This is a genomic window from Streptococcus mitis, assembly GCF_047462815.1.
Classification (GTDB): domain Bacteria; phylum Bacillota; class Bacilli; order Lactobacillales; family Streptococcaceae; genus Streptococcus; species Streptococcus mitis_DO.
Genome location: NZ_JASHFB010000004.1, coordinates 70,607 through 92,785, shown reverse-complemented (window position 1 = coordinate 92,785; position 22,179 = coordinate 70,607). Strand labels below are relative to the sequence as shown.

General features: G+C 40.8%; 25 protein-coding genes and 1 pseudogene. 22 read left to right on the top strand and 4 right to left on the bottom strand.

All coding sequences use genetic code 11. The annotated features are described in order from the left end of the window. Positions 1-59 precede the first annotated feature (59 nt). The 12 genes from QM865_RS03320 (at position 60) to QM865_RS03265 (ending at position 10,561) form a co-directional block, all read left to right on the top strand. Positions 60-923, top strand: a complete 864-nt coding sequence (locus QM865_RS03320) for an XRE/MutR family transcriptional regulator (protein WP_261074493.1) — start codon at positions 60-62, stop codon at positions 921-923. Positions 924-1,209: 286 nt separating this feature from the next. Next, on the top strand, positions 1,210-1,431 hold the full coding sequence (locus QM865_RS03315) for a hypothetical protein (RefSeq protein ID WP_000933477.1): 222 nt from the start codon (positions 1,210-1,212) through the stop codon (positions 1,429-1,431). 18 nt (positions 1,432-1,449) lie between these two features. Further along, positions 1,450-2,124 (top strand): CPBP family intramembrane glutamic endopeptidase, encoded by a 675-nt coding sequence (locus QM865_RS03310; RefSeq protein ID WP_061766830.1) that lies wholly within the window; start codon positions 1,450-1,452, stop codon positions 2,122-2,124. Between the two features lie 11 nt (positions 2,125-2,135). Further along, on the top strand, positions 2,136-2,831 hold the full coding sequence (locus tag QM865_RS03305) for a CPBP family intramembrane metalloprotease (RefSeq protein WP_261074473.1): 696 nt from the start codon (positions 2,136-2,138) through the stop codon (positions 2,829-2,831). A 71-nt stretch (positions 2,832-2,902) separates the two neighbouring features. Beyond that, positions 2,903-4,129, top strand: coding sequence for an MFS transporter (locus QM865_RS03300; protein ID WP_261074474.1), 1,227 nt, complete (start codon positions 2,903-2,905; stop codon positions 4,127-4,129). 158 nt (positions 4,130-4,287) lie between these two features. After that, the gene (locus QM865_RS03295) at positions 4,288-4,983 is read left to right on the top strand and encodes an AzlC family ABC transporter permease (RefSeq protein WP_261074475.1); all 696 of its coding nucleotides are present in this window, start codon (positions 4,288-4,290) and stop codon (positions 4,981-4,983) included. Beyond that, positions 4,973-5,296 (top strand): AzlD domain-containing protein, encoded by a 324-nt coding sequence (locus tag QM865_RS03290; protein ID WP_000253936.1) that lies wholly within the window; start codon positions 4,973-4,975, stop codon positions 5,294-5,296. The genes QM865_RS03295 and QM865_RS03290 overlap by 11 nt, the downstream gene beginning before the upstream one ends. A 208-nt stretch (positions 5,297-5,504) precedes the next feature. After that, positions 5,505-6,335 carry an amino acid ABC transporter substrate-binding protein gene (locus QM865_RS03285; protein WP_020901826.1) on the top strand — a complete coding sequence of 277 codons (831 nt, stop codon included), beginning with the start codon at positions 5,505-5,507 and terminating at the stop codon, positions 6,333-6,335. Positions 6,336-6,488: 153 nt separating this feature from the next. Next, the gene (locus tag QM865_RS03280; RefSeq protein WP_261012790.1) at positions 6,489-7,343 is read left to right on the top strand and encodes a MetQ/NlpA family ABC transporter substrate-binding protein; all 855 of its coding nucleotides are present in this window, start codon (positions 6,489-6,491) and stop codon (positions 7,341-7,343) included. 96 nt (positions 7,344-7,439) lie between these two features. Further along, the gene (locus QM865_RS03275; RefSeq protein ID WP_261083025.1) at positions 7,440-8,813 is read left to right on the top strand and encodes a M20 family metallopeptidase; all 1,374 of its coding nucleotides are present in this window, start codon (positions 7,440-7,442) and stop codon (positions 8,811-8,813) included. Beyond that, the gene (locus QM865_RS03270) at positions 8,806-9,867 is read left to right on the top strand and encodes a methionine ABC transporter ATP-binding protein (protein ID WP_261043266.1); all 1,062 of its coding nucleotides are present in this window, start codon (positions 8,806-8,808) and stop codon (positions 9,865-9,867) included. Before QM865_RS03275 ends, QM865_RS03270 begins: the two co-directional genes overlap by 8 nt. 1 nt (position 9,868) lies before the next feature. After that, a complete protein-coding gene (locus tag QM865_RS03265) occupies positions 9,869-10,561 on the top strand; it encodes a methionine ABC transporter permease (RefSeq protein ID WP_000444647.1) in 693 nt (230 codons plus the stop codon). A gap of 29 nt (positions 10,562-10,590) precedes the next feature. Here QM865_RS03265 and QM865_RS03260 read toward each other — a convergent pair whose 3' ends face one another. Continuing rightward, entirely contained in the window at positions 10,591-11,160 is a 570-nt protein-coding gene (locus QM865_RS03260) for an MptD family putative ECF transporter S component (protein ID WP_261083024.1), read from the bottom strand. A 134-nt stretch (positions 11,161-11,294) separates the two neighbouring features. Here QM865_RS03260 and QM865_RS03255 point away from each other — a divergent pair, with 134 nt between their 5' ends. From QM865_RS03255 to nrdI, 5 genes are all read left to right on the top strand, one after another. Then, positions 11,295-11,909, top strand: a complete 615-nt coding sequence (locus QM865_RS03255) for a YesL family protein (RefSeq protein WP_033686148.1) — start codon at positions 11,295-11,297, stop codon at positions 11,907-11,909. Next, positions 11,887-13,557, top strand: a complete 1,671-nt coding sequence (locus QM865_RS03250; RefSeq protein WP_414305996.1) for a sensor histidine kinase — start codon at positions 11,887-11,889, stop codon at positions 13,555-13,557. Before QM865_RS03255 ends, QM865_RS03250 begins: the two co-directional genes overlap by 23 nt. A gap of 11 nt (positions 13,558-13,568) precedes the next feature. Continuing rightward, a complete protein-coding gene (locus QM865_RS03245) occupies positions 13,569-14,855 on the top strand; it encodes a response regulator (protein ID WP_414305995.1) in 1,287 nt (428 codons plus the stop codon). Between the two features lie 60 nt (positions 14,856-14,915). After that, a complete protein-coding gene (locus QM865_RS03240; protein WP_000729013.1) occupies positions 14,916-15,449 on the top strand; it encodes a hypothetical protein in 534 nt (177 codons plus the stop codon). 77 nt (positions 15,450-15,526) lie between these two features. Continuing rightward, on the top strand, positions 15,527-15,997 hold the full coding sequence (gene nrdI, locus QM865_RS03235) for a class Ib ribonucleoside-diphosphate reductase assembly flavoprotein NrdI (RefSeq protein WP_247947053.1): 471 nt from the start codon (positions 15,527-15,529) through the stop codon (positions 15,995-15,997). A gap of 80 nt (positions 15,998-16,077) precedes the next feature. On the opposite strand, the gene QM865_RS03230 is transcribed toward nrdI, so the two are convergent. The 3 genes from QM865_RS03230 to QM865_RS03220 all read right to left on the bottom strand — a co-directional run bounded on the left by QM865_RS03230 (position 16,078) and on the right by QM865_RS03220 (position 18,451). Then, positions 16,078-17,340: an NRAMP family divalent metal transporter gene (locus QM865_RS03230; RefSeq protein ID WP_414305994.1), complete on the bottom strand. Its 1,263-nt coding sequence runs from the start codon at positions 17,338-17,340 to the stop codon at positions 16,078-16,080. A 215-nt stretch (positions 17,341-17,555) separates the two neighbouring features. Further along, on the bottom strand, positions 17,556-18,014 hold the full coding sequence (locus QM865_RS03225) for a DUF3021 domain-containing protein (RefSeq protein WP_000743980.1): 459 nt from the start codon (positions 18,012-18,014) through the stop codon (positions 17,556-17,558). Continuing rightward, a complete protein-coding gene (locus tag QM865_RS03220; protein ID WP_000861980.1) occupies positions 18,011-18,451 on the bottom strand; it encodes a LytTR family DNA-binding domain-containing protein in 441 nt (146 codons plus the stop codon). Before QM865_RS03220 ends, QM865_RS03225 begins: the two co-directional genes overlap by 4 nt. A 206-nt stretch (positions 18,452-18,657) precedes the next feature. On the opposite strand from QM865_RS03220, the gene mutL reads away from it, so the two are divergent. The 5 genes and pseudogenes from mutL (at position 18,658) to QM865_RS03195 (ending at position 22,176) form a co-directional block, all read left to right on the top strand. Then, positions 18,658-20,607, top strand: a complete 1,950-nt coding sequence (gene mutL, locus QM865_RS03215) for a DNA mismatch repair endonuclease MutL (RefSeq protein WP_414305993.1) — start codon at positions 18,658-18,660, stop codon at positions 20,605-20,607. A gap of 15 nt (positions 20,608-20,622) precedes the next feature. Beyond that, positions 20,623-21,216: a Holliday junction branch migration protein RuvA gene (ruvA, locus tag QM865_RS03210; protein ID WP_000273402.1), complete on the top strand. Its 594-nt coding sequence runs from the start codon at positions 20,623-20,625 to the stop codon at positions 21,214-21,216. Positions 21,217-21,225: 9 nt separating this feature from the next. Continuing rightward, positions 21,226-21,411: pseudogene (locus QM865_RS03205) on the top strand (DNA-3-methyladenine glycosylase I); the annotation flags it as partial. A gap of 187 nt (positions 21,412-21,598) precedes the next feature. Next, positions 21,599-21,844 carry a hypothetical protein gene (locus tag QM865_RS03200; protein WP_001813542.1) on the top strand — a complete coding sequence of 82 codons (246 nt, stop codon included), beginning with the start codon at positions 21,599-21,601 and terminating at the stop codon, positions 21,842-21,844. Further along, positions 21,841-22,176 carry a hypothetical protein gene (locus tag QM865_RS03195; protein WP_000806926.1) on the top strand — a complete coding sequence of 112 codons (336 nt, stop codon included), beginning with the start codon at positions 21,841-21,843 and terminating at the stop codon, positions 22,174-22,176. The genes QM865_RS03200 and QM865_RS03195 overlap by 4 nt, the downstream gene beginning before the upstream one ends. Positions 22,177-22,179: the final 3 nt, after the last annotated feature.

Here is a 22,179-nt window from a genome sequence, read left to right as displayed (position 1 = left end):
ATATTTTGACAAAACTATAAAAATAATGATATAATATGCAAAAGCTAGGAGGTGGTCAGATGATTGAGAGAATGGAATTGGGGGAATTTTACAAGGAATTGCGCTTGGCGAGAAAACTCAAGCAGTCAGATGTGGCCTGTGAGGGACTAACAGCTTCTCAGTTGTCCAAGTTTGAACTAGGGCAGTCTATGCTGTCTGCGGATAAGCTCATACTAGCCATCCAAGGGATCAATGTGACCTTCGATGAGTTTGGACACAAACTCAACAATTATCAAGAATCTCCACATATGCGATTTGGTAGAAAGGTTGTAGATTGCTTTGCCCACCAAGATATAGCTGGTTTAGAGCAACTATTAGAGGAGGTCGAGCAAGAACAGATGGCGCAGACCTATCGTCGCTTAAATGCCATTGTGATTAAAAATGCCATCCATTCTTTAGATAAAAGCTATCTGCTAGCAGAGGAAGATAGCGAATTTTTGACCAGCTATCTCTATGCTATCGAGTCTTGGACCTGGTTTGAACTCTATATATTCTGTAATACCATGCCTTTCTTGAGTAATCAAGATTTGATATTTTTATCAACCTCTTTACTTGAAAAATCCAAGGAATTTAAAGAGTTAGTACACAATCGATTGTATATGAAGCAAGGGCTCTTAAATATCTTATCAGAACTCATGGAGCGTAAACTTTTTTCTTACATCCCAATCTTTGAAGCTGAGCTGGAGAGTATGCTTCGTCCATACGATGTTTTTGAAAAAGTATTGTGGCAGTTTTTAAAGAAGATGAGTGTCTTTCTTCAAACCAAAGGAAGCAATCAAAAAGAGATTGAACACTTTATCCAATCTCTGCAAGTATTAGAAAATCCACAATTGACAGCCCTCTTCGAATTACGTTTGCAGCAATACAAAGAACTTATTGATTAGTTAGAAACGGGAAAATGATAATAATCTCAGCAACGATTGTCAATAATGTTAAAATTTGTTTTTTCATAGTTTCTCCACTCCTCATTAGTAATAACTTTATTATACCAGTGAAATAATCAAATCTACCAAAATCGCAAATCTGAAATTTCTATAAGAAAAAATATCAAATATGCGATTTTCTAAAATACGCCAATTTTCGTGTTATAGTGTTTTTGTAAAGCACTTGAAGCAAATCCTAGGTCGCAGAAGTGGTTTACAAATGAAAATAATTGAAGGAGTGTAAAAAATGTTAAATTTACAATTTGCAGAAACAATGGAATTGACAGAAGCTGAGTTGCAAGATGTTAGAGGAGGAAATATCACTTCAGTTTGCGTGGGTGAAAATATTGGTTGTGGTGGCAGTGCTTTGCCTGCTTGGGGAGGTAGAGGTATTAGTCCCAGACCTTATGGGGCATTTGATTGGACTAATGGGCTGATTGAAGGACTGTTTGGAAAACGCCGTAACTAATATTTAGGAGAAGAAACTATGAAAAGGGGAGAAACGAAATTTTACCTAGGAACCATTTTGGTACTTATGTCTTATTACTTGATTTTTAGTTTAGTAGTGAGATTAGAGTTTGTGGATCAATTATCAGATTTTGGATTTTATGGGATTCAAATTTTATTGATAGTAATTGAAGGAATTGCTAGTACTGTGCTTCTTGTTAAGAGTCAACGTTGGAAAGATTACGGTCGATTTCAGTTTCGTTGGTCCTATCTGGGTATCTTCTTTCTTTCCTTTATATTGATGTTTTTGTGGGTAAATATAACGACTAGGATCTTTCCCAGCACACAAAATAGTAGTGCTATAAAAGAAGCCGTAGCCAATTTGACGGGAATTAGTTATTTTGTGACACGTATTCTCTATGGCAGTCTTATTGCTCCGATAGTTGAGGAGTTAGTTTTCCGTGGCCTTCTGATGACAGCCCTATCTAAATTTAAAAAATACTATATTGATGCCATTATTTCTTCCGCACTCTTTAGTCTCATCCATGTTTTACAATATGGATGGGTGTTAACAGACTTCATCGTTTATGCAGGAGCAGGTCTGCTACTCTGTATTCTTTTTCGTTATACACGTTCAATTTATTGGTCAATGGCACTTCACATCTTGTGGAATACCTTTTTAATTATTGTGAGCTTATTGGTGTTTGGATATTAGAAAGATGAAATATGAAAAAGATAATTTCTAAATACTATTTTATTGTAGTTGTTCTGCTTATCATGGCTGACCAGAAGTTCAGTAGTCTAGTTTTACGCAGCGACCTTGTTATTGGTCTATCTAACTTTGGCCTATCTAACTTTGGCCTATCTAACTTTGGCTATTATTTATCAGATATGATGTTGCACTTTCTTGTGGTTCTATTTGCACTTATTGCTATGATTTGGTCAGGTAAATGGCAGAAAATCAACAGTAGAAAGTTTAAAAAATCTTATCTTTTCTATTCCTTCCTAGCTCTGCTTGCTTTTGTTGTTTGGAATTTTGTCACCTTTTTTCTTTTCCCACCTACTCGCAATGAAATTTCTTATCAACATGCTGCTCCTACTTTTACAGGAGCTACGGCATTTTTGATGTATTTTTTTTATCCTGTGATTGCAGGTCCCATTTTTGAAGACATGATTTATCGTGGATTAGTGATGACTGCTCTGGAAAAAGGGAAGAAATGGGGACTGGATGTACTTGGTTCTGCTGCTTTGTTTGGAATATTGCATATTAGTAATCATGGTTGGGTATTGACAGACTTTGTCTTCTATATGGGTGGAGGTCTTATATTTGCAGTCTTATTTAGAATGACAAAGTCAATTTATTGGCCTATTGGACTGCATATAGTCTACAATGGTATTGGTCAGCTTTTGATGTTACTGTAATTTTGGTTGTTAGTAGTATCGCGGTCTATTCTTGGGGAAAGATTCCCATTTGAATTTAAAAAGGAGTTGTAATGAAAGTATTTCTTCAAAATAGAGATTTTAGGCAATTAACTATCAACCAGTGGATTTCAACGCTTGGGGATACGATTTTTTATCTGGCCTTCCTGAATTATGTGGCAGATGCCTCTTTTGCCCCTTTGGCGATTTTACTTATCACGATTTCAGAAACCCTTCCCCAAGTTCTACAAATCTTTCTGGGAGTTTTGGCGGATTTTCAACATCATCGTGTCCTAAAATATACAATTATTAGTTTTGCAAAATTTTTGCTTTACTCTATAGTGTCCCTATCGCTTTCAGGGCAGTCTTTCTCCTTGTTGATAGTAGCATTTATTTGTCTGATTAACCTCTTGTCTGACACATTGAGTTATTTTTCAGGCGCCATGCTGACTCCGATTTTCATTAGAATTATTGGGCAAGATCATCTGGCAGAAGCTATTGGATTTAAACAGTCAACTGTTAGTTTGGTGAAAACAATCAGTAATATTTTAGGAGGAGTCTTATTAGGTATTCTATCCATCCAGTTTATTTCCTTGCTGAACGCTCTTACCTTTTTAATCGCATTTTTAGGTATCCTCTTCATAAAAAATGATCTCTTGAAAGTAGAAAAAACGATTAGCTATCAAGAAGGACTCTCTGTAAAATCCTTTTGCCAGCATTTGCTCCAATCATCGAAATTGATATGGAATATGAATCAGGTGCTCTTGGTTTTGTTTATTATTTCTATTAGTCAAGCAGTGATAAATGTTACAGTTCCTGTTTCTACTCTATTTTTGAGGAATCAGCCCTTTTTGAATTTACAAACAGGTCAATCTCTTGCCTTGTTATCCACTCTTGAATTAGCAGCCCTTATTGTCGGAAGTCTTGTGAGTAACTATTTGAAAAATACGATTTCTATAAAAACAGCTCTCTATGCCTCACTTGTCATCCAGTTGCTTCTTCTAGTAGGATTTGCCACAGTTCGTTTTGACTGGATTCTTATCTTTAGTGCCTTGGATGCCTTTTTCGCAGGTGTCCTCTCTCCTAGATTACAGGAACTCATTTTTAAACAAATACCTGAGGAGTCAATGGGAGCAGTTCAATCCTCTATCGGTGCTATTACGGTTGTTTTACCGAGCTTATTTACAATAGCTTTGGTAACCATTGCTACTAGCTTTGGAACTCTGGCAGTTAGCTTTGTTTTATTGCTATTTCTTCTAGTTGCCTTTGCCATGCTCTTGAATATTCGTGAAAGTATCTAGCGGAGAATTTCTATAATATATGTTTGAGACTGGATTGCCAGTCTTTTTATGATAGCTACAATCAGCAGACTTTTTTCTCTTTCCTGAATGTGTTATAATAGTCCATGCTGTGGCTGGAGCCTTTTCAGCCCATTTATTAAGACAATATGAGGAGAAAGATGAAAGAAAAAGGATTTTGGGAGGGGGCGCAGGCAGCCATGCCAACGGCCCTAGGTTATGTTAGTATCGGGCTGGCCTGTGGGATTATTGGTGCACCCTATGTGACACCTGTTGAGATGGCCTTGATGAGCCTCTTTGTTTATGCTGGGAGTGCCCAGTTTGCCATGTTGGCCTTGATTGCAGTGCAGGCGCCTGTGGCTGCCATTGCTATGACGGTTTTTTTGATTAATTTGCGTCTCTTTTTGTTGAGTTTACACGCATCGACTTATTTCCGCCATACCAGTCTTTGGCACAATATCGGTATGTCTAGTATCTTGACGGATGAGACTTATGGTATTTTAATGGGAGAATTGGCCCATACAGACAAGGTCAATCCGATGTGGATGCACGGAAACAATCTTAACAGCTATGTGGCTTGGTTTGTGGGGACAGTAGTCGGAACGGCTCTGGGTGGCCTGCTACCAAATCCAGAAATCTTTGGCTTGGATTTTGCTCTAGTTGGGATGTTCATTGGAATTTTTGCTTCGCAATTCCAGATTATGCAAAGACGGATTCCTGTCCGCAATCTGCTCATTATCCTAGCAGTTGTTGCGGTGTCCTTCTTTTTGCTCTTGACAGTGGTGTCTCAGTCACTAGCTGTTCTGTTTGCGACCTTGCTAGGTTGTACAATGGGGGTGGTTTTAGATGGTCAGTAAGTATCTTTTATTAGCAGTTATTTTCTCTGGCTTGGTGACTTGGATTCCCCGTATGATTCCCTTCATCTTGGTCAAGTATAAGGGCTTGCCTGCGATCGTTGAGCGTTTTTTGAAGTTCTTGCCCGTTTCCATTATCTTCGCCTTGATTCTTTCAAGCGTAGTGACAGGTAAAGTTGGTAGCCTGCCTCAAATTAAATGGCTGGACTTCTTAGCAGTCTTTCCAACGGCTTGGGTAGCCTTTCGCTACCGCAATCTAGTCGGAACAGTTCTCTTTGGAGTGGTCTTAATTGCAGTCTTGCGTTTGGTCTTTTAATACTCTTCGAAAATCTCTTCAAACCACGTCAGCGTCGCCTTACCGTACTCAAGTACAGCTTGCGGCTAGCTTCCTAGTTTGCTCTTTGATTTTCATTGAGTATAAATCAGCCATAAAGAAAACCTATCACAGAGATAGATATCATATAATGGCGCAAAAGGTCTTTTTCTGTTAAGATTATAAGGTATTCTATTTTGGAGGAAATGACATGAAAAAAATCGTTAAATACTCATCTCTTGCTGCTCTAGGGCTTGTTGCTGCAGGTGTGCTAGCAGCTTGCTCAGGTGGTGCGAAAAAAGAAGGAGAAGCAGCTAGCAAGAAAGAAATTATCGTTGCAACTAATGCTTCACCAAAACCATTCAACTATGAAGAAAATGGCGAATTGACTGGTTACGAAATTGAAGTCGTTCGTGCTATCTTTAAAGACTCTGACAAGTATGATGTCAAGTTTGAGAAGACAGAGTGGTCAGGAGTCTTTGCGGGTCTTGACGCTGACCGTTACCAAATGGCCGTTAACAACATCAGCTACACTAAAGAACGTGCTGAAAAATACCTTTACGCAGCCCCAACTGCTAAAAATCCTAACGTTCTTGTAGTGAAGAAGGACGACTCTAGCATCAAATCACTTGATGATATCGGTGGAAAATCAACAGAAGTTGTTCAAGGGACAACATCTGCTAAACAGTTAGAAGACTATAACAAGCAACACTCAGATAATCCAACTGTCCTTAACTACACTAGAGCAGACTTCCAACAAATCATGGGACGCTTGAGCGATGGCCAGTTTGACTACAAGATTTTTGATAAAATCGGTGTTGAAACAGTCATCAAGAACCAAGGCTTGGACAACTTGAAAGTCATTGAACTTCCAAGTGACCAACAACCTTACGTTTACCCACTTCTTGCCAAAGGTCAAGATGAGTTGAAAACATTTGTAGACAAACGTATCCAAGAACTCTACAAAGATGGAACTCTTGAAAAGTTGTCTAAACAATTCTTTGGAGACACTTATCTACCAGCAGAAGCTGATATTAAATAATTTTTTGAAATCATCCATTCTGCATAAGGTGGATGATTTCTCAGTTTTTAGGGATATAGTTTTAAACTATATATCTGACTATCTAATAACAATTTGTGAAATCAAACAAATTGTGAGATACTAGTATGGTATTATTTTTAAGGAGAAAGAATCATGAAAATTAAAAAATGGCTTGGTGTAGCAGCCATTGCTACAGTCGCAGGTTTGGCTCTTGCAGCTTGCGGAAACTCAGAAAAGAAAGCAGACAATGCAACAACCGTTAAAATCGCAACGGTTAACCGTAGCGGTTCTGAAGAAGCGCGTTGGGATAAAGTTCAAGAATTAGTCAAAAAAGACGGCATTACCTTGGAATTTACAGAGTTCACAGACTACTCACAACCAAACAAGGCAACTGCTGATGGCGAAGTAGATTTGAACGCTTTCCAACACTATAACTTCTTGAACAACTGGAACAAAGAAAACGGAAAAGACCTTGTAGCGATTGCAGATACTTACATCTCTCCAATCCGTCTTTACTCAGGTTTGAATGGAAGTGACAACAAGTACACTAAAGTAGAAGACATCCCAGCAAACGGAGAAATCGCTGTACCGAACGATGCTACAAACGAAAGCCGTGCGCTTTACTTGCTTCAATCAGCTGGCTTGATTAAATTGGATGTTTCTGGAACTGCTCTTGCAACAGTTGCTAACATCAAAGAAAATCCAAAGAACTTGAAAATCACTGAATTGGACGCTAGCCAAACAGCTCGTTCATTGTCATCAGTTGATGCTGCCGTTGTAAACAATACCTTCGTTACAGAAGCAAAATTGGACTACAAGAAAGCACTTTTCAAAGAACAAGCTGATGAAAACTCAAAACAATGGTACAACATCATCGTTGCGAAAAAAGATTGGGAATCATCACCAAAAGCTGATGCTATCAAGAAAGTGATCGCAGCTTACCATACAGATGAAGTGAAAAAAGTTATCGAAGAAACATCAGACGGTTTGGATCAACCAGTTTGGTAATAAGAAACAGGGAGGTGGGAGAGAAAATTCCACCTCTTGCTTTTGTATAGAGCATGGATTGTCAGGAAGAGTAGTTCATAGAAAGGTAGAGAGAATATGGTTTTTCCTAGTGAACAAGAACAGATTGAAAAATTTGAAAAGGATCATGTAGCCCAGCATTATTTTGAGGTTTTGCGTACCTTGATTTCTAAAAAATCGGTCTTTGCCCAGCAGGTTGGACTTAAGGAAGTCGCAACCTATCTGGGTGAGATTTTCAAGCGTGTGGGGGCTGAAGTGGAGATTGATGAGACTTATACGGCGCCTTTTGTCATGGCACATTTCAAGAGTTCGCGTCCAGATGCCAAGACCCTAATTTTCTATAACCACTATGACACTGTGCCAGCGGACGGGGATCAGGTGTGGACAGAGGAGCCTTTTACGCTTTCGGTGCGCAATGGTTTCATGTATGGGCGTGGGGTTGACGACGATAAGGGTCATATCACGGCTCGTTTGAGTGCTTTGAGAAAATACATGCAGCACCACGATGACCTGCCTGTCAATATCAGTTTTATCATGGAGGGAGCGGAGGAATCGGCTTCAACAGACCTAGATAAGTATCTAGAAAAGCATGCGGATAAACTCCGTGGTGCAGATTTGTTAGTTTGGGAACAAGGGACCAAGAATGCCTTGGAGCAGTTAGAAATTTCTGGTGGAAATAAGGGGATTGTGACCTTTGATGCCAAGGTAAAAAGTGCGGATGTGGATATCCACTCTAGTTATGGAGGAGTTGTGGAATCAGCTCCTTGGTACCTCCTTCAAGCCCTACAGTCCCTTCGTGCCGCAGATGGCCGTATCTTGGTTGAAGGTTTGTACGAAGAAGTACAAGAGCCGAATGAACGAGAATTAGCCTTGGTGGATGCCTATGCTCAACGCAATCCTGGGGAAATCAGCCAGATTTATGGTTTGGAATTGCCTCTCTTACAAGAGGACCGCGCAGCCTTTCTCAAACGTTTCTTTTTTGAACCTGCTCTCAATATCGAAGGGATTCAGTCAGGTTATCAAGGACAAGGAGTCAAAACGATTTTGCCAGCAGAAGCCAGTGCTAAGCTAGAGGTTCGTTTGGTTCCTGGTCTAGAACCGCATGATGTTCTGGAAAAAATTCGGAAACAGCTAGACAAAAATGGCTTTGATAAGGTAGAATTATACTATACCTTGGGAGAGATGAGCTATCGAAGCGATATGAGCGCGTCAGCCATTCTCAATGTAATCGAGTTGGCCAAGAAATTCTATCCACAGGGCGTTTCAGTCTTGCCAACTACAGCGGGGACAGGGCCTATGCATACGGTCTTTGATGCCCTAGAGGTGCCAATGGTGGCCTTCGGTCTAGGAAATGCCAACAGCCGAGACCACGGTGGAGATGAGAACGTGCGAATCGCCGATTATTACACCCATATTGAATTAGTAGAGGAGCTGATTAGAAGCTATGAGTAGAGATATTATCAAGTTAGATCAGATCGATGTGACTTTTCATCAGAAGAAGAGAACCATCACAGCGGTCAAGGATGTGACCATTCACATCCAAGAAGGGGATATCTACGGAATCGTTGGATATTCTGGAGCAGGGAAATCAACCCTTGTACGGGTGATTAACCTCTTGCAAAAACCATCTGCAGGCAAAATTACCATTGACGACGATGTGATTTTTGATGGCAAGGTGACCTTGACGGCAGAGCAGTTGCGTCGTAAACGTCAAGATATTGGAATGATTTTCCAGCATTTTAACCTGATGAGCCAAAAGACAGCAGAGGAGAATGTAGCTTTTGCCCTCAAACATTCTGGACTCAGCAAGGAAGAAAAGAAGGCTAAAGTAGCCAAGTTGTTGGACTTGGTTGGCTTGGCAGACCGTGCTGAAAACTACCCTTCACAACTATCTGGAGGGCAAAAACAGCGTGTGGCCATTGCGCGTGCCTTGGCAAATGATCCAAAAATCTTGATTTCAGACGAGTCAACTTCTGCCCTTGATCCTAAGACAACCAAGCAGATTTTGGCCTTGTTGCAAGATTTGAACCAAAAATTAGGCTTGACTGTTGTCTTGATTACGCATGAAATGCAGATTGTCAAAGACATTGCCAATCGTGTGGCAGTTATGCAGGGCGGGCATTTGATTGAAGAGGGTAGTGTTCTTGAAATCTTCTCAGACCCTAAACAACCTTTGACTCAAGACTTTATCTCAACAGCTACAGGTATTGACGAAGCCATGGTCAAAATCGAGAAGCAAGAAATTGTGCAACATCTGTCTGAAAACAGTCTTTTAGTTCAACTCAAGTATGCAGGTGCTTCAACAGACGAGCCACTTTTGAATGAATTGTACAAGCATTATCAAGTAACGGCTAATATCCTCTATGGAAATATTGAAATCCTCGATGGTACTCCTGTTGGAGAATTAGTTGTGGTCTTGTCAGGTGAAAAAGCAGCGCTAGCAGGTGCCCAAGAAGCCATTCGTCAAGCAGGCGTACAACTAAAAGTATTGAAGGGAGGACAGTAAGATGGAATCATTGATTCAAACCTATTTACCAAATGTTTATAAAATGGGCTGGGCTGGTCAAGCAGGCTGGGGAACAGCCATCTACCTAACCCTCTATATGACAGTTCTTTCCTTCATCATCGGAGGTTTCTTGGGGCTAGTGGCAGGTCTCTTCCTTGTCTTGACAGCGCCAGGTGGTGTCTTGGAAAATAAGGTCGTTTTCTGGATTTTAGATAAAATCACGTCTATTTTCCGTGCGGTTCCATTTATCATTCTCTTGGCAGTCTTGTCACCCTTCTCTCATCTAATCGTAGGAACAAGCATTGGTCCAAATGCGGCTATCGTACCGCTATCTTTTGCGGTCTTTGCCTTCTTTGCCCGTCAAGTACAGGTGGTATTGGCTGAGCTAGATGGTGGTGTCATTGAGGCGGCTCAAGCTAGCGGAGCGACATTCTGGGATATCGTGGGTGTTTACCTATCAGAAGGTCTGCCAGATTTGATTCGTGTGACGACTGTGACCTTGATTTCCCTTGTTGGTGAAACAGCTATGGCCGGTGCGGTTGGAGCTGGTGGTATCGGTAACGTAGCTATCGCTTATGGATTTAACCGCTACAATCACGATGTGACCATCTTAGCAACCATCATTATCATTTTGATTATCTTTGCGATCCAATTCTTGGGAGACTTCTTGACCAAGAAATTGAGCCATAAATAAAAAAGAGCCGCCTGGCTCTTTTTTAGTAATCAGATTTTCTGTGCCAATTTTTTACTCAAGGTTTGTCCAATTAAGGCACCCACTAGGGCTCCGATGACAATACTTGCTATAAATAGAAGGATGGTTCCAGGGTTTGGCGCGACCATGATACGGTCGATATATTCTTGGGATTTTCCTCTTGCTAGAAGGGTTGCCATATAGGCTTTGGGCGCAATCCACATAAGTAAGATTGGGCCAGTTGAGCTGAAGGCAAAAATAATAAAAGAAAGAAAGTTCTTTGTTTGGTCCTTGTATTTTCCGAGGCTAGCTACTGCATCTGCTAGCAGGCCACAGATAATTCCAGGAAGGAAGGCACCGGCACCGTGTTTAGTTCCCAAGAAAAAGAGAGCAATGACAAGGCCGATAGTGGTAATGGCTCCAAAACGTGGAACTTTTGCGATTAGAATCATATAGACGCAACCGCCGACAAGGGCAGTAAAAGCAGGCGCATAAAACATGTTTCCAGTTTGATCAAAGAGATTGCCCAAAAGGACACCAATCCCCATGGAGAGGAAGTAAAGAACTGCAAAAAGCAGTGTAGTTAAGATAGATTTTTTCATGAATTGTCTCCTGATAATTTTTTCACAATTCTCATTTTACCATGGTTTGATGGGATTGTAAATGGATACTAGAAGTTTTTGAAAACGCTTGAAATATGATATAATAGTTTCATAGTTATTTTTAGGAGGATATCATGGGGAGATTTTTAGACTTTGTCTTTAATCGTTTCTTTTTAGGGATGATTGCGACAGCCTTCTTTTGGCTATTAACATTGGCAGGAGGGATTATCCTTGGTCTAGCGCCGGCTAGTGCCACCTTGATGAGTCTATATGCAGAACATGGTTATAGCTTTCGGGAATACAGTTTGAAGGAGGCGTGGTCTCTTTATAAGCAAAATTTCGTCTCAAGCAACCTGATTTTCTATAGCTTTTTAGGGGTGGATCTAGTTTTGCTCTATGGCTTGTATCTCTTGGTACAATTGCCTCATCAGACTATTATTCATTTGATTGCGACCTTTTTGAATGTCCTAGTAGTTGCCCTGATCTTTTTGGCTTATACAGTATCTTTGAAATTACAAGTTTATTTTGATTTGTCCTATCGAAATAGTCTCAAACTATCCTTGATTGGCATCTTTATGAGCCTAGCGGCTGTGGCCAAGGTTCTCCTTGGGACAGTGCTACTTGTGGCAATTGGTTACTATATGCCTGCCCTGCTTTTCTTTGTAGGAATTGGGATGTGGCATTTCTTTATCAGTGATATGTTGGAACCGGTCTATGAAAGTATCCATGAAAAATTGGCGACAAAATAGAATGAAGCAGTTTTGGCTACATACGCTTCTGCGAACCTACAGTTCAGTGATGATCATTATTATTGCGAGTTTTGCAATCTTACTCTCCTACGCTGACTGGGATTCACGGGAAAAGGAAGCTCAGAGAGTAGCCCAGCGTGTAACTACTCGAACAGTCGAAGAGGTGGAATATTATTATCGCGAGTCAGCCCAGCTAGCGCAAGATTTAGTAGCCAATCAAGACAGGATACAAGGGGTTTATAAGTACTTTAGTCTATCAACATCTGAGTATTTTTATTGGCTGTTGGAGCATCAAGCAGCTTCGTCAACTTCTATTTCTCTGTATGAAAATATCGATGACCTGTATGTTCAGAATGACTATATAACGGGTGTTGCAATTGTCTTGCAGGACTTTAAAGAAGTTTATGTTTCGAGCAGAAACGAGAGAGGGGGTCATTCGGTACTTGCGGAAGATTTTAAACCGGAGGCCAATAGTTTTGGAGTTCCTATTTTAGACCCAGCGACGGATCAATCGATAGGGGTTGTTTATATCTCCTTGGATCCAGAAATCTTATACCATGCTGTAGACAATACCCGAGGTCATATCCCGATGGCTGTGACTGTGACATCGCCTTTTGATACGGAGATTTTTCATATTGGTGAGAGGGTCAATAGGGAGCATGAGAACTGGTTTGTCGGTGTGACCTCTCATGGCTATCAGGTTCAGGTGGCAGTTCCCAAAAACTTTGTTTTACAAGGAACAGTGACTAGCTCTGCTTTGATTGTGGGCTTTAGCCTTCTCTTTATTGTTATTCTTTATCTGACTTTGAGGCAGACCTTTGCTAATTACCAAAAGCAGGTAGTGGATTTGGTCGATTCTATCCAAGCTATTGCTCAAGGGGAGGAAGGTCTTCGCATTGATACGCTTGAAAAGGACCAGGAATTGCTCCTAATTGCAGAGACTACAAATGATATGTTGGATCGATTGGAAAAGAATATCCATGATATTTACCAGTTAGAACTTAGCCAAAAAGATGCTAATATGCGAGCCCTGCAGGCGCAAATCAATCCTCATTTTATGTATAATACGCTGGAATTTTTACGTATGTACGCAGTCATGCAGAGTCAAGATGAGTTGGCAGATATCATTTATGAGTTCAGTAGTCTCTTGCGTAACAATATTTCTGATGAAAGAGAAACCCTCCTCAAACAGGAATTAGAATTTTGCCGTAAATATAGCTATCTCTGCATGGTTCGCTATCCCAAGTCCATTGCCTATGGTTTCAAGATAGACCCAGAGTTAGAGAATATGAAGATTCCTAAGTTTACTTTGCAACCGCTGGTAGAAAATTATTTCGCTCATGGTGTTGACCATAGACGGACAGATAATGTGATTAGCATTAAAGCTCTTAAACGAGATGGTTTTGTGGAAATTTTGGTGGTCGATAATGGTCGTGGGATGTCTGCTGAAAAGCTGGCAAATCTCCGAGAAAAATTAAGTCAGAGACATTTTGAACACCAAGCCAGCTATAGTGCCCAAAGGCAGTCTATCGGGATTGTCAATGTCCATGAGCGTTTTGTGCTCTATTTTGGGGACCGCTATGCTATTACTATAGAGTCTGCAGAGCAAGCAGGTGTTCAGTATCGTATTACAATTCAAGATGAGTAGAAAGGGAGAAAATGTATAAAGTATTATTAGTAGATGATGAGTACATGGTGACAGAAGGTCTGAAACGTTTGATTCCCTTTGATAAGTGGGGTATGGAGGTCGTCGCAACAGCCAGTCATGCCGATGAAGCCCTAGAATATGTTCAGGAAAATCCTGTCGATGTGGTCATTTCCGATGTCAATATGCCCGACAAAACAGGACTTGACATGATTCGGGAAATGAAAGAGATCTTACCAGATGCTGCCTATATCCTGCTCTCAGGTTATCAGGAGTTTGATTATGTAAAAAGAGCAATGAACCTTAGTGTGGTGGACTATTTGGTCAAGCCTGTTGATAAGGTAGAGTTGGGAAATCTGCTGGAGAAGATTGCAGGTCAGCTTGGCGAGAGAGGAAAGAAAAGTCAGACCCTCAGTCAAGATTTAGATGAGGCTGGATTTGTTAGTTATCTAGGAGGTAAGGAGAATTGGTGGATAGGCCTATCCAAGGAAAAACAAGGCTCTTTCACCATTCCCTACTATGTATTGGGTCAAGACTGGCAGATTTTCATTTCTGATCAACCCCTAGATGGTTTAGTCGTTACTCCCTTTGAAGCCCCTTATCAAGAATACTTTGAACGCTGGAAGCTGAATGCTGAGAAGGCCCTCTTTTACGGTTCTGTAAATTTAAAACAGTCTGAGAGTCTCTTTGCCTATTACGAACCGATTTATAGGGTTATCATTCAGGGGGATCTCAATCAAATCGTAGAAGAGTTGAACCTCTTGGAGAAGGTAGTTCTTGAAAATACACCTCGTGTTCCGATTACCAAGCAGCTTTTTATCCAGTTTGTCATGGATGTTTTTCACTTGTTTGAACACCTAAAAGCTGATGATATGACGGATATCGTCAAAACGATTCATGCTATTCAATCCTTTGATGAATTGGTTCCTTATATTAAGGAAACTCTGACCCGCTTTTTTGGGCAATATCGCATGAATGAAAATGTGGTCAGTGTACTGGAAGTTATTGGGCGTGATTATCAGAAAGAACTTTCGCTCAAGGATATTAGTAAGGATCTCTTTATCAATCCTGTCTATCTAGGTCAGTTGATTAAGCGAGAAACCAATTCGACCTTCGCAGAATTACTAAACAAACAACGTATTAAGGCTGCCCAGCAACTCTTACTTTCAACCAGTGACAGTATTGAAGATATTTGCTATGCTGTTGGTTACAGTAACGTTGGATATTTCTATAAAGTGTTCCGAAAATTGTGCGGAAAATCGCCAAAAGCCTACCGAAAACAGGTAGAAACTATACTATAAGATTTGTATTCCTTTACAAAAGGTGCTATAATATCAATAATAATATCAGGAGGTTCTATCATGAAAAAGAAACCGATTTATCTATGGGTCTTGCTAATCTTGTCTGCTCTTATTTCAGCTATGTCTCTGTTTGGAATGTTGAGTCCCTTGCCTAGTAAAGAAGCCCTTCGTGCCGCTCAGAAACAAGTTGCAGGGGTCAGTGCTCAGCAATTAGAAGACAACATCAATTACACCTATAGAGTAGCAGAATCAACTCATTCTATTTTTAATATGGCCTTGATTGTGCTATCTGCTATTTTAGTGGTAGTAGCTATTGTCTTCCTTATTCGTAAGAATTTGCAATATGCAAACTATACTTACGTTGGCTATGTTTTGTTAGCTATTATTGGTTCGATTTATGGCTATGTGACTTTACAAGACGCTGTGCAGTTAGTTCACGATGAGACCATGCGTTTAGGGATAAGTGTTATTTCACAAGCTGTTAGCATTTTCTATATCGTCATCAATGTTCTTTTCCTAGCCCTTGTATTCTATAAGATGTGGCGTCAACAAAAAGCCTTGGCTGAAGAAGAGGAAACAGAAGAACTTGCCTAAGTATTGACAAAAAAGAGCTATCAAGTTACAATCTTGGTAGTTCTTTTTCGATTAAAAATAAAATCATGGAGGAAAATATGAAGACAATTTCTTTAGTTTATATTAGTTTGAGTGGCAATACTGAGAGTTTTGTGACGCGCTTGAAAGACTATCTCTTGTCCCAGCACGAGGGAATAGAGGTTCAAAAGATTCATATCAAGGATTTGGTCAAGGAAGGTCACGATTTCTATGAAATGGACCACCCTTACGTCGCCTTTCTACCGACCTACCTTGAAGGTGGGAATGGCGTTGATAACGGAGATGTCGAGATTTTGACAACACCAGTGGGGGATTTTATCGCCTATGGTGATAATGCTAGTAAGTGTTTTGGCGTAGTTGGTTCAGGAAATCGTAACTTTAATAACCAATACTGCCTGACAGCCAAGCAATACAGTCAACGTTTTGGTTTCCCTGTATTGGCTGACTTTGAAATGCGAGGTATGCTGGGAGATATCAAACGTGTCGCAGCGATTATCGCAGATTTGTATGAGTTGGAAAAGGAAAATTAAAGTCAATATAAGAGGCGGTTGGGATTTGCTAACTGCTTTTAAAATGTAAAAAAAGCACACTCTTAAGTGCGCTTTGTCGATTATCCTGCTTTTCCGATTGCGAGTGCATAGATAAAGAAGATGGCGAAACCAAAGAGGAAAATCAATCCTGCAATAGCAAGATGTTTGAGCCAAGAAGGAAGATGTTTGTTTTCACGCGTTACCAAGGCGTAGTTTAAAAGAGCGAAGAATGGTGTTGTCAGGAAAGAACCAATCATAGCAAAGCGGAGCATGGTTGAAACCTGACCAGCGAAGAACTTGATAATGACGATACCGATGATAGCAGTGATGGTCATCCAGATGTTCAAAGATTTACGATTGTCTTCTTTTTGACTGATTAGCAGTCGGAGAGATTCCTGATTAACGCGAGAATAGCCGTCAATAACAGTAATAACTGTTCCAAAGATACACAGGAAGGCAATAAAGGTAATCAAGTAACGGGACCATTCGCCAAGAACAGAGGCATACATGCCCACGAATTGAGAGATGTATTTGGCTGAAGCAGCTTCAACTGCTTGCCCTGTAGGATATTGAATCAGTGCTCCCAGTGCTACAAAGAACACAGCTAGGATGGCTGTTCCAATGTAACCAACGTTAAAGTCAAATAGAGCGTCCTCTGTGTTAAAGTTGACGGTCTTTTTCTTTTCAGCAGACCAAAGTGAATTGATAGCTGAAATTTCAATAGGAGCTGGCATCCATCCTAAGAGGGAAACGATGAAGGGTAGAGCTGCCATTTGCCAAGGTGTTTTCTCGACAAAATTAGAACTGTATTCTGGATGTTTGACCGTCGCGATGATAACTGCAAGAACAGTTGCAATGGTCAAAGCAGACATTATCCATTTTGCCATGCCGTCTAAGAGTTTGTAGCCTCCAAAGAGTAACATAGCCCAAATGATGGCAACGAGAATGAGAGACCACTGAGTAATGCTAAGACCGATCATTGGGAAGGCGCTGGCGATGATAGCTGAGCACAGAATGGCGACACCAGCTGTGTTGACCATAGCCGAAAAGACATTTAGGATAAAGAAAATCCAGAGATAGAGTTTTCCTTTTTCGGCATAGCCTTCAACTAAAGTCTTTCCAGTATCAGCTGTGTATTCAGCACCAAAACGGAAAAATGGATATTTAAAGACATTGGCTAGGATGACCAAGAGAAGTAGCGACCACCCATAAGAACCACCAGCTTGAGTGGAAGATACAATGTGAGAACCTCCAACAGCGGCAGAAGCCATTAGGATTCCAGGTCCCATTGCTTTTAGTTTACTTGTCCAGGTTGATTGATTTAACGAAATAGCTTGCGACATGATAAATACCTCTTTTTGAATTTTCAGAATAATCTGGATATGTAATCTATATTCTACAAAAAACTTTGGGAAAATGCAAGAATATTTTGAAAAAAGATAGAAAATTACAGAAAATTTATAAAGAAGATCTGAAAATAACTGCTATGATAGTAAGGTGCAGAAGGATAAAGAAAAACCGAGAAGTTTCTTTCTCGGATTTGCTTATTATGAGATTCCTATTTTCTATGCTCCAAGAGTTGATTGATATGGTCTACTTTTTGTGATGCTCTTTTATAGGAAATAGTCCAAATGACGAGGTAGACAATCGCAAACTCGATAATGAGCTGGAGGTAGAAAATCCAGTGGAAGGGGAACCAACCTGCTAGGGTTGCTAATGGGATAAAACCTACTAGCATGAGGAAGAAATGGGTCAGAGTTGCACGGAGCAAGCTCCAGTCACGGCTGAATAATCGCTTGCCAAAGTTGAAGAGAATACCGATAGCTGCCCAGATAAGAGTGCAGTAGAGCAAGATTAGGGCACCGTGAACTTGATGTTGAGTCATTACTTGACCGACGAGAGATTCAGGGCTAAGTGGAGCGTAGGTATTTGGTGCATAAATGAGTGAAAAGATGATAGAGAGGATGAGACCGATGAGGACACCAGTAGCTGCATCGTGGAAGATTTGTTTTTTCATAGTTCTAATTTCTCCTTGATGGTTTTTAGATAACGGCGTGAAGAGTAGGTGAAGCTTTCGTTTTTCAAGAAAATTTCTACTAGGCCGTTGGGGGTGAGCTTGAGATGAGAGATGGAATCGATATTGATGATTTCTGATTGGGAAATTTGGATAAAATTGGTTGGCAGAATTTCAAGGACCTGATAGAGTCGCAAATCAATGCTGTAGGTCTGACTCGCGGTTTCTGCTAGAACCTTCCGATTCTCGATATAGAAGCGTTGAATCTTGCCAATCTCAACGAGATAGACCTGATTATCGATTTTCCCTTTGATTTTTTCTGTTAGATCCAGATTTTCTGCGAACTCGATGACTTTCTGGACTTTATCTGTCGGCTGAGGTGCTTGAACAATCAGCTTTTCCTCTTCGTAAACTTCACTAATCTGTAGTTCTACTTTCATAAATTTCTCTCCTTGTTTTTCATACAAAATTGTGATCACTTCTTGTACATCTTTATTAAACACTATTTTTCAGCCCCTTGCAAGGGACTTTGTCTATGTGGAGGGATTTGTATCCTATGTGGTGCTTGCTTTTCTGTCCTATCTGAAATATGGTATAATAGCACTAATCAATTTCTAGGAAAATAGATACAGAAAGGGGCTGAAAAATGTCTCATATTATTGAATTGCCAGAGGTGTTAGCAAACCAGATCGCGGCAGGAGAGGTTATCGAACGTCCTGCCAGTGTGGTTAAAGAGTTGGTAGAAAATGCCATTGATGCTGGCTCTAGCCAGATTATCATTGAGATTGAAGAGTCTGGTCTCAAGAAGATTCAAATCACAGATAATGGTCATGGAATTACCCACGATGAGGTAGAGCTGGCACTGCGTCGTCATGCGACCAGCAAGATAAAAAATCAAGCAGATCTCTTTCGAATTCGGACGCTTGGTTTTCGTGGTGAAGCTCTGCCTTCTATCGCATCCGTCAGCGTTTTAACTCTTTTGACAGCAGTTGAGGGCGCAAGTCACGGGACCAAGCTAGTCGCGCGTGGGGGAGAAGTTGAAGAAGTCATCCCAGCGACTAGTCCTGTGGGAACCAAGGTTTGTGTGGAGGATCTCTTTTTCAATACGCCTGCCCGCCTCAAGTATATGAAGAGCCAGCAAGCAGAGTTGTCTCATATCATTGATATTGTCAACCGTCTGGGCTTGGCCCATCCTGAGATTTCTTTTAGCTTGATTAGTGATGGCAAGGAAATGACACGGACAGCAGGGACTGGTCAACTGCGCCAAGCAATCGCAGGGATTTACGGTTTGGCGAGTGCCAAGAAGATGATTGAAATTGAGAATTCGGATCTTGATTTCGAAATTTCTGGCTTTGTGTCCTTGCCTGAATTGACTCGAGCTAATCGCAACTATATCAGCCTCTTCATCAATGGCCGTTATATCAAGAACTTCCTACTCAATCGTGCTATTCTTGACGGCTATGGTAGTAAGCTTATGGTAGGTCGTTTTCCACTGGCTGTCATTCACATTCATATCGACCCTTATCTAGCGGATGTCAATGTGCATCCAACCAAGCAAGAGGTGCGAATTTCCAAGGAAAAAGAATTGATGACGCTTGTCTCAGAAGCTATTGCAAATAGTCTCAAGGAACAAACCTTGATTCCAGATGCCTTGGAAAATCTTGCCAAATCGACCGTGCGCAATCGTGAGAAGGTGGAGCAAACTATTCTCCCACTCAAAGAAAATACACTCTACTATGAGAATACTGAGCCGACAAGACCTAGTCAAGCTGAGGTGGCTGATTATCAGGTCGAATTGACTGATGAAGGGCAGGACTTAACCCTGTTTGCCAAGGAAACCTTGGACCAATTGACCAAGCCAGCAAAACTGCATTTTGCAGAGAGAAAACCTGCTAACTACGACCAGCTAGACCATCCAGAGTTGGACCTTGCGAGTCTTGATAAGGTTTATGACAAGCTGGAGCGAGAAGAATCATCCAGCTTCCCAGAATTGGAATTTTTCGGGCAAATGCATGGAACCTATCTCTTTGCCCAAGGGAGAGATGGGCTCTATATCATAGACCAGCACGCGGCGCAGGAACGGGTCAAGTACGAGGAGTATCGTGAGAGCATTGGGAATGTTGACCAGAGCCAGCAGCAACTCCTAGTACCCTATATCTTTGAATTTCCAGCGGATGATGCCCTCCGTCTCAAGGAAAGAATGACACATTTGGAGGAAGTGGGCGTCTTTCTAGCAGAGTACGGAGAAAATCAATTTATTCTACGTGAACATCCTATCTGGATGGCAGAAGAAGAGATTGAATCAGGCATCTATGAGATGTGTGATATGCTACTCTTGACCAAGGAAGTTTCTATCAAGAAATACCGAGCAGAGCTGGCTATTATGATGTCCTGCAAGCGGTCGATTAAGGCCAACCATCGTATTGATGATCATTCAGCTAGACAACTCCTCTATCAGCTCTCTCAATGTGACAATCCCTACAACTGTCCCCACGGACGTCCTGTTTTGGTGCACTTCACCAAGTCGGATATGGAAAAGATGTTCCGACGCATTCAGGAAAATCACACCAGTCTCCGTGAGTTGGGGAAATATTAAACTAAAAGGAAAACTATGTACGAATATTTAAAAGGAATCATTACCAAAATCACTGCCAAATACATTGTTATTGAAATCAATGGTATCGGTTATATCCTGCATGTGGCTAATCCCTATGCTTACTCAGGACAGGTCAACCAAGAAACTCAAATTTATGTGCATCAAGTCGTGCGTGAGGACGCTCATCTGCTTTATGGATTTCGCTCAGAAGACGAGAAAAAGCTCTTTCTCAGTCTGATTTCGGTCTCTGGGATTGGTCCTGTATCAGCTCTTGCTATTATCGCTGCTGATGACAATGCTGGCTTGGTTCAAGCCATCGAAACCAAGAATATTACCTACTTGACCAAGTTCCCTAAAATTGGCAAGAAAACAGCCCAGCAGATGGTGCTGGACTTGGAAGGCAAGGTAGTAGTTGCTGGAGATGACCTTCCTGCTAAGGTCGCAGTGCAAGCAAGCGCTGAAAACCAAGAATTGGAAGAAGCCATGGAAGCCATGTTGGCACTGGGATACAAGGCGACCGAACTCAAGAAAATCAAGAAATTCTTTGAAGGAACGACAGATACAGCTGAGAACTATATCAAGTCGGCCCTTAAAATGTTGGTCAAATAGGAGCAGAGCATGACAAAACGTTGTTCGTGGGTCAAGGTGACCAATCCGCTCTACATTGCCTATCATGATGAGGAGTGGGGTCAACCCCTCCATGATGACCAAGCATTGTTTGAGTTGTTGTGTATGGAAACCTATCAGGCTGTGCTGAGAGCTTTCTTCTATACTAATAGACGAAAGGGTGTGAAAATGATTTTTAAATGATACTGTGGAACGGAACAGTAGCCCTAGTATTGACTACTGTCGTTTCTATTCATATTGGCTATTCTAGGACTGAGATGAAAAAATCTATAAATGCTCAGAATAAAATTGAACCCGCAAATCTCCCCAAAACAATGGTGAGTCATGTACTTGTATTATTCCGAAAAAATACACCTCTGGTGCAGTGAGACAAATTGGTGTATCTTATAGTGGCTTCGTAGATGAAAGCTATACTCTACTATCACTCTTTGATGATGTAGAACAAATTGAAAAAGATAATAGACTTCAGACAGCTATTGATGTTGTCAGAGAACAGTTTGGTTTTTTAGCCATACAAAAAGGAACCGTCCTAACTGAAGGTTCCAGAAATATTGAACGCAGTAAACTTATCGGTGGTCATTCCGCGGGTGGATTGGAGGGATTAAAATGAAACAAGAAAAAAATACAGTACAATTTTCAGAAATCCGTAGCAAAGGATGTAATGATATTGAAATGCTTGAAAGATTTTTACATGGAATCGTTGAAACAGCAACTTCAAAACTTCGTCAGAGAAAACTCAAAACAACTGAAATATCGATACGACTAGTACATGCTAAATCTGAAAACCGATTACCATTGGAATTTACATTTAGCATTAAGCCAACAAGCTCATCTGTGATAATCTATACTGAGGTAATCAATCGCTTTAAAGAATGTTACACAGGTGGGGGAATTCAAGGTTTTACGATTCAATTTGATAAAAATACCCTTGCCTCTGCATAGAAA

Coding starts and splice junctions, on each gene's coding strand:
- QM865_RS03320 (WP_261074493.1), top strand. CDS start 60: ATGATTGAGAGAATGGAATTGGGGGAATTTTACAAGGAATTGCGCTTG.
- QM865_RS03240 (WP_000729013.1), top strand. CDS start 14,916: ATGAAAAAGAAACCGATTTATCTATGGGTCTTGCTAATCTTGTCTGCT.
- QM865_RS03315 (WP_000933477.1), top strand. CDS start 1,210: ATGTTAAATTTACAATTTGCAGAAACAATGGAATTGACAGAAGCTGAG.
- QM865_RS03275 (WP_261083025.1), top strand. CDS start 7,440: ATGGTTTTTCCTAGTGAACAAGAACAGATTGAAAAATTTGAAAAGGAT.
- QM865_RS03260 (WP_261083024.1), bottom strand. CDS start 11,160: ATGAAAAAATCTATCTTAACTACACTGCTTTTTGCAGTTCTTTACTTC.
- QM865_RS03300 (WP_261074474.1), top strand. CDS start 2,903: ATGAAAGTATTTCTTCAAAATAGAGATTTTAGGCAATTAACTATCAAC.
- QM865_RS03285 (WP_020901826.1), top strand. CDS start 5,505: ATGAAAAAAATCGTTAAATACTCATCTCTTGCTGCTCTAGGGCTTGTT.
- ruvA (WP_000273402.1), top strand. CDS start 20,623: ATGTACGAATATTTAAAAGGAATCATTACCAAAATCACTGCCAAATAC.
- QM865_RS03310 (WP_061766830.1), top strand. CDS start 1,450: ATGAAAAGGGGAGAAACGAAATTTTACCTAGGAACCATTTTGGTACTT.
- QM865_RS03195 (WP_000806926.1), top strand. CDS start 21,841: ATGAAACAAGAAAAAAATACAGTACAATTTTCAGAAATCCGTAGCAAA.
- QM865_RS03270 (WP_261043266.1), top strand. CDS start 8,806: ATGAGTAGAGATATTATCAAGTTAGATCAGATCGATGTGACTTTTCAT.
- mutL (WP_414305993.1), top strand. CDS start 18,658: ATGTCTCATATTATTGAATTGCCAGAGGTGTTAGCAAACCAGATCGCG.
- nrdI (WP_247947053.1), top strand. CDS start 15,527: ATGAAGACAATTTCTTTAGTTTATATTAGTTTGAGTGGCAATACTGAG.
- QM865_RS03265 (WP_000444647.1), top strand. CDS start 9,869: ATGGAATCATTGATTCAAACCTATTTACCAAATGTTTATAAAATGGGC.
- QM865_RS03255 (WP_033686148.1), top strand. CDS start 11,295: ATGGGGAGATTTTTAGACTTTGTCTTTAATCGTTTCTTTTTAGGGATG.
- QM865_RS03230 (WP_414305994.1), bottom strand. CDS start 17,340: ATGTCGCAAGCTATTTCGTTAAATCAATCAACCTGGACAAGTAAACTA.
- QM865_RS03305 (WP_261074473.1), top strand. CDS start 2,136: ATGAAAAAGATAATTTCTAAATACTATTTTATTGTAGTTGTTCTGCTT.
- QM865_RS03280 (WP_261012790.1), top strand. CDS start 6,489: ATGAAAATTAAAAAATGGCTTGGTGTAGCAGCCATTGCTACAGTCGCA.
- QM865_RS03290 (WP_000253936.1), top strand. CDS start 4,973: ATGGTCAGTAAGTATCTTTTATTAGCAGTTATTTTCTCTGGCTTGGTG.
- QM865_RS03295 (WP_261074475.1), top strand. CDS start 4,288: ATGAAAGAAAAAGGATTTTGGGAGGGGGCGCAGGCAGCCATGCCAACG.
- QM865_RS03245 (WP_414305995.1), top strand. CDS start 13,569: ATGTATAAAGTATTATTAGTAGATGATGAGTACATGGTGACAGAAGGT.
- QM865_RS03250 (WP_414305996.1), top strand. CDS start 11,887: ATGAAAAATTGGCGACAAAATAGAATGAAGCAGTTTTGGCTACATACG.
- QM865_RS03220 (WP_000861980.1), bottom strand. CDS start 18,451: ATGAAAGTAGAACTACAGATTAGTGAAGTTTACGAAGAGGAAAAGCTG.
- QM865_RS03225 (WP_000743980.1), bottom strand. CDS start 18,014: ATGAAAAAACAAATCTTCCACGATGCAGCTACTGGTGTCCTCATCGGT.